This window comes from Methanophagales archaeon (genome assembly GCA_021159465.1).
In the GTDB taxonomy this organism is placed as follows: domain Archaea; phylum Halobacteriota; class Syntropharchaeia; order Alkanophagales; family Methanospirareceae; genus G60ANME1.
In genome coordinates this window covers 1-6,498 of the sequence record JAGGRR010000237.1, presented here as the reverse complement: position 1 = coordinate 6,498, position 6,498 = coordinate 1, and the positions used below count along the sequence as shown (strand labels likewise).

Annotated in this window: 5 protein-coding genes; 3 read left to right on the top strand and 2 right to left on the bottom strand. The window is 45.7% G+C overall.

What is annotated here, in order from left to right; translation table 11 throughout:
- Nucleotides 1-239 precede the first annotated feature (239 nt).
- Both J7J01_09935 and J7J01_09930 read right to left on the bottom strand, forming a co-directional pair.
- Nucleotides 240-1,400, bottom strand: a complete 1,161-nt coding sequence (locus J7J01_09935) for a cation:proton antiporter (GenBank protein ID MCD6211178.1) — start codon at nucleotides 1,398-1,400, stop codon at nucleotides 240-242.
- Between the two features lie 4 nt (nucleotides 1,401-1,404).
- Complete coding sequence (locus J7J01_09930) at nucleotides 1,405-2,550, bottom strand: NAD-binding protein (protein MCD6211177.1); 1,146 nt, start codon at nucleotides 2,548-2,550, stop codon at nucleotides 1,405-1,407.
- A gap of 77 nt (nucleotides 2,551-2,627) precedes the next feature.
- On the opposite strand from J7J01_09930, the gene J7J01_09925 reads away from it, so the two are divergent.
- The 3 genes from J7J01_09925 to ftsY all read left to right on the top strand — a co-directional run bounded on the left by J7J01_09925 (nucleotide 2,628) and on the right by ftsY (nucleotide 6,487).
- Complete coding sequence (locus J7J01_09925; protein ID MCD6211176.1) at nucleotides 2,628-5,147, top strand: hypothetical protein; 2,520 nt, start codon at nucleotides 2,628-2,630, stop codon at nucleotides 5,145-5,147.
- A gap of 70 nt (nucleotides 5,148-5,217) precedes the next feature.
- Nucleotides 5,218-5,418, top strand: a complete 201-nt coding sequence (locus J7J01_09920; protein MCD6211175.1) for a histone family protein — start codon at nucleotides 5,218-5,220, stop codon at nucleotides 5,416-5,418.
- Nucleotides 5,419-5,551: 133 nt separating this feature from the next.
- The gene (gene ftsY, locus J7J01_09915; protein ID MCD6211174.1) at nucleotides 5,552-6,487 is read left to right on the top strand and encodes a signal recognition particle-docking protein FtsY; all 936 of its coding nucleotides are present in this window, start codon (nucleotides 5,552-5,554) and stop codon (nucleotides 6,485-6,487) included.
- Nucleotides 6,488-6,498 lie beyond the last annotated feature (11 nt).

Genomic DNA, 6,498 nt, shown 5'->3' with positions numbered 1-6,498 from the left:
AAAAGAAAGAGTGTAAATATGCAAGAAATCAATTTAGAATTCAGGATTATGAATCATACTACGGAGGGGGCTAATAGATAATAGATAGTGATCCTAACGATATTGATTTAGCAGTAGAAGGAAAAGGAATAGAGCCACCTGAAATTTTCTTTACACGAGACTTTGAGATTTTTTCACCCATCTGCTTTTCATTACAGGCACTCCTATTTCAAGCTCCATAGTAAACCCAACCGTGTTAACTAATGCCAGTGCATCCGTCTGAAAACTGTAGGGCATATTATACTCGTTATCAGCGCGAGTAATATGATTGCCGATTCCATCGCCTTGTCTATCAGGTGCAGTTGCAACCCAATAGCAGCCATCGCTATTATCAAACTCAGCCGTGAGGATAGCAAAATGCCCGCTGCTATGCTCTCCCGCAATGAATACCATATAATGAGCAGGAAAGATGGCACTATCTTCACCGTTAATGCAACAATAAGGAGCATTGGGAGGAGATAAATCCCGCCCTTCGTCAATGCCCCTATATCAAACTGCATACCCACATTTATAAAGAATATCGGAATGAGGAATCCATAACCGATGCCATAGAGTTTCTGCTCCAGTATCGTACCTCCGCGAAAGAGGAGGGAGAGCATAACGCCAGCTAAAAAAGCTCCCAGTACCGCTTCCACATTCGCTATCTCCGATAATGCAACGAAAACAAGTAACAGAGCAAAGGAAGCCCTCACTCCTATCTCTGATGGCTGATCTGACTTGAACCACGCTGATAGCCGCTCTGGATAATGCCATATCGCGAGTTTACCAAGTTGATACACCGCGAAGAAGATGATGAACACAAGAGCAATCAAGAACATCTCCATTGTTAACCCTTTCTTTAGATACAATGTGTATGCCGTGATGAGCAATACCGTTGCGAAATCCGCAATGAATGCCGATATCAATATCGTCTGACCGTAATCGGTCTTTAGCATCCCCAGCTCCTTTATTGTCGGTACCGTCAAGCCAACTGCGGAACTCGAGAGTAGCAGTGCGGCAAATATCCTATAATGGTACTGGGTGCCAAAATAGCCCAGTCTTGACATCAGGTATGCCGAAATGGCAATTGTAGTGAGGAATACAAAGAATCCAATGATGAAAGACTTCGGACCCTGCGTCTCAGCAATCGAGAAATCTATCTCCATACCCACGAGAAACATCAGGAATATAAGCCCAAAGCTCGCTAAAAACTCCATTATTATCAGCCCCTCACCTTCAACTGATAAGCCAAGAGAACCCAGGAGAATACCGCAGATTATCTCCCCAACCACCGCTGGGACACCTATTTTACCCGATAGAATGGGTATTACGAATGCAAAGCCAGCTATCGCCAGCAGGAGAATATATGGACTTATAATCATCGTCTCATACAACGGTTAATACCGAGCAGGGTGCACAGTTTATTATCCTCTTTATCAGGTCAGCCCTGATAACACCGGTACCCTTCCATGGTATAACCGCGAGCTGGTATTTACCACTCTTCACCTCCCTCACCACCTCTATCATTGGATTCCCCTCCACCCAATTTTCTATTATTTCTACATTAACTTTCTCTCCCCTCCTCTTTATCCACTCCACCACCTCTGGTATATTCTCAAGGACGAGTAGATGCAGGCTGGCATCACAGAGATGGGCTAATAGAAGAGAGTACCTGCCAACCGACTCTGATACCGCAGAAGAATCTAAAATAGCGAGTATTTGCTCATAGTATCTGAATGTCCTCGCTACCAGCACTGGTCGGGAAGCACATTTTATCAGTTTCAGCACTATACTCCGCCCGAATAATCTGTCCATAAATCCAAGTTCTTCCTGGTCTATTATTATACAATCGGGATAATACAAATGCTCCTTCACTCGCTCTATTATTATGCAACCACGATAGTGGAGATGTCGCTTTATTATATCCTTCAGCCGCTCATCCTCCTTCAAAATCCTTAGACTGACACCCATCTCCCTCGCTGGCAACTCCATTGTCTCTCGTTCTATATCAGGAGAAGAGATAACGGTTATCTCCGCCCTTGCAACTGAGGCAACGAGCAAAGCTTCTTTGAAAGCCCTCTTCACTGTGTTATCATCCAGAATCGGGACGAGGATCTTCTTGAATGGCACATCTATATCATCTTTCCGTGGGTGCATCAGATCCACAATGAGATTTGCCATCATCTTCGTTGGGAACATGACATAATCAACACCCAGATCCTGAAAACGCGCTCTGTCCTCCGGGTCCTCTACGCGGACTATTATACGCGGAACCCCATATCGCTTCGCAATTGCTGCTGCACGGTAGTTCACATCATCATCGCCCGTGACGGAGATAAAAGTACTGGCATCCTTCAAACCCACACGCTTTAATAACTCTTCATCACAACCGTCCCCTATAACCACCTCCACACCCTCCAATCCCTCCAGTTTCTCTCTCTTCTCCGGATTCTTCTCTATTATCACCGAGTCCGGTAACCTAGCAGCAAGCTCTTTCCCCGTTCTACCACCACCTATAATAATGGTCTTCATCCCCCTGAGTCCTTTTGAAATAATCTAACGCTAATTCAAATTTTAAAATATTATATCAAAAGATTATTTGAAAGCAAATGGAGAAGAGAGTGGGTTTTTTGTTTGATATAGATTACTTAACGCAAGATGGGAAACCCGTGATAAGATTATGGTGTAAGGGTAAAGGAGAAAAAGGCGATAATTTCGTTGCTCTGGATAGTAGTTTCGAGCCTTATTTCTATGCGCTCGCTCATGATTCAACTTTGACTTTGTATAGGGATGATATAGAAGACAAGAAGGAGCTTATAGAGTCTATTCGCGTATTCACGAATGCAGGTGAGGAGCCGATAGGGGTCAAGCGTGTGGAATTGTGTCAGCGGAAGCTGCTCGGTGTGAGTCATACCGTTCTGAAAGTCTTCACTTCGCATCCCAGACATGTTCCGATATTGCGTGAGGAGGTGCGGAAGCTTGGTCTTATGGTGCTGGAAGCGGATATTCTGTTTACAATTCGATATCTTATAGACCACCAATTGAGACCTTTCGATATGCTGAGTGTGGAAGGAGAAAGGATAGACCTGGGGTATTCTGAAGGTATAATCGCCACAGAAGTGAAGAGCATAGGAGGCGGGTGTGGATTGTCTGCGTTTAAGCTCCTTGCTTTCGATTGTGAGATGGCTGCTTCTGCGGGTGGTATGCCTTCGCCCAAGAAGGATCCCATCATTATTATATCCACGGCATACACGAGCCCTGACTCTGACCCTGGTCCTGACCTCAGCTCCGGCTCCAATGCGTTCAAATCCAGACTCTTCGTGATGAGTGATGAGGAATACAGTAGAGGGGATGATAAACGGGTAATATCCGATTTTCTACAGTTCATAACCGAGTTCCAGCCAGATATAGTTGTTGGCTACAACTCAGACAGCTTTGACTGGCAGTACATAAGGGAGAGAGCGCGGCTGCATAGAATCCCCCTCCGCCTGGGCGTAGACAACTCTACTTTACATTTTGAGAGAGGGGGCGCGCTACCCGGCGTGAACATCACCGGTAGATTGAACGTTGATCTCTTTAAACTTGTAAAACGCGACCTCGGCATTGTGAAGGTGAAGACACTGGAGAATGTAGCCGAATATCTCGGCGTTATGCGTAAAGAGAAGCGCGTGAATTTATCACCGCGTGAGATCACCCACTGCTGGTTCACTCCCTCGGAACGCCACCTGTTATACGAGTATGCGAAGGCAGATGCGGTGAGCACACTGGGTATAGCAAAGAAGATGCTACCGCTCCAGATTGAACTTGCCAGAATGGTTGGCTATCCCCTGGACGAGCTGGCGAAGATGGGTAGAGGGCGCCAGGTGGAGGCTTTTCTCACTGCTGAAGCGTTCAAGAGGGGGGAACTTGTACCTCCGAAGCGTGGCAGTGAGAAGACTTACGAGGGGGGGTTCGTTCTCCCTCCAGAGAAGGGCTTGCATGAGAATGTCATTGCTCTCGATTTCTCTGCTATGTACCCTTCCATCATGATCTCCTTCAATATCTCGCCCGATACCTTTGTGGAATCGGGAGCGGTCAAGGACGTCTTTATCGCACCCGAGGTTGGTCATGCATTCAGAAAAGAGCCTGATGGTTTCTTCAAGCGCATTATGAGCGATCTGATTGCCCGACGAAGGCGGCTAAAAGCTGAAATGAAGCGATATAACAAGGAATCTCCGGAATACCGGTTGCTTGATATACAGCAGCAGAGTATCAAGATCCTTACTAATAGCTTCTATGGATATACCGGCTGGAGTGCTGCCAAATTTTATAAACGCGAATGTGCAGAGGCGACCGCTGCGTGGGGACGGTATTTCATCAAGCGCACTGTGAATCTTGCAGAAGAGCTCGGCTTGAAGGTCATTTATGGAGATACTGATAGTATATTTGTGAAATTACCAGGTAGTGACAGGGATACTTTGCTGGCGAAGGCGAAGGAAGTCTCAGAACTCATATCCCGGGAATTCCCGCTTGAGCTCGAGATTCAGAACTTCTTCAAAGCCATTTTCTTCACTGGTAAGAAGAAGAGATATGCCGCACTTACGGATCGGGACGAGATCGTAGTTCGCGGATTGGAAGTGCGCCGGGGCGACTGGTGTGACCTGGCTAAGGAAGTCCAGACCAGAGTGATAGAACAGATATTGAGGGAAAAAGACCCTGAAGCCGCCGTGAAATATGTTAAAGCTGTGCTAAAGGAGTTAAAAGAGGGTAAAATACCGCTCCATAAACTTGTAATCTATAAGACTCTCACAAGGAAGATAAATGGTTATGAGACGAAACAGGCGCATGTAATCGCGGCAGAGCGAGCTCTGGCTTCTGCTTCCTCTATCGACTACGATATCGGCTCGAAGATACCATACATAATAATAAAAGGGGGAGGAAAGACGAGCGATCGCGCATTCCCGGTGGATATAATAGAGGAGAGCCATGGAACTGAGATATGCGCGGATGGTAGGAGATATCAGGTCGATATCGCTTATTATACTCAGCATCAGATAATACCTGTTGCACACAGGTTGTTGCAAGTTTTTGGTTATGATACCTCATCTTTTGAAGATGCGGGACAAAAGACATTGGGACATTGGTTTTGATAACATTGCAGAGGTTGGCTAACCGAAAAGCTTATATATACCCTTCCATTACGTAATCATGGTGATGAAAATGGCTGAACTGCCTATTGCACCTATAACCAGATTAGTGAGGAAAGCAGGAGCAGAGAGAGTAAGTGAAGAGGCGAGTGTAGCGCTGGTAGAGATATTAGAAGAAGAAGCGGAGAAGATAGCTAAGAAAGCAGTAAGTCTCGCCAAGCATGCGGGGCGAAAGACAGTGAAGAGAGAGGACATTATAGAGGCTGTGGAATAAATAGATAGAAATTGAGAATAAGGGGGTAAAAAGATAAAAAGATATAGCCCCTTTTTATTTTTTCTTGTGACACTGGCACCATTTCATCTATCTTAGATTTTTATTTCACCGCTACTATAATTAGTTTAACGAAATGTTTGAGCGGTTGAAGAACAAGCTCAGGCGCTTCTCCAAAGTCGTTGAGGAGAAAATAATAGAGAAAGGGAAGGCGACGCTGAGCGGTGAGACGATATTGGACGAGAAAGACCTGAGTAAGTCCCTGGAAGAGCTGGAGATAGCTCTCCTGGAGAGCGATACCGCATTAGCAGTGGTGGAAGAACTGAGTTCTACCGTGAAGGCGAATTTATTGGGGAAGAAGGTAAAGAGGGGCATGGATACCACAGAAATAGTGAAAAATGCATTGAAAGATGCATTATTAAAGATTCTATCCTGTGATAATCTTGATTTTGATGAATTTGTTGAGTCAGGGGACAAACCTCTTAATATCACCTTTGTTGGTATAAACGGCACAGGTAAGACGACAACCATAGCGAAGGTTGCGAAGAGATTACTCTCTGCCGGGCATTCGGTAGTTATTGCATCCGCGGATACTTATCGGGCTGGTGCAACCGAGCAGATAGAGGAACATGCAACCAGGTTAGGGGTGAAGGTGATAAAGCATCAGTATGGTGCAGACCCTGCGGCGGTCGTCTATGATGCGGTGAAATATGCAAAGGCAAATAGAATAGATGTGGTTCTCGCTGACACCGCGGGAAGGATGCATACATCGGTGAATCTAATGGAGCAATTGAAGAAGATATGCCGTGTAACGAATCCGGACATGGTGGTCTTTGTGGATGAGGCGGTTGCGGGCAATGACGCAGTTGAACGTGCGAAGAGATTCGATGAACTCATCGGAATTGATGCCACCATACTGACAAAGGTGGATATAGACGAGAAAGGAGGAGCTGCTATCTCCATTGCTCATTCCACCTCTAAACCTATAATATTCCTCGGTACTGGTCAGGGCTACGAAAATTTGGAGAAGTTTGATGCCAATAGCTTTGTTGAGCGGCTGTTAGGAGGGTAAGAAGGAGATGA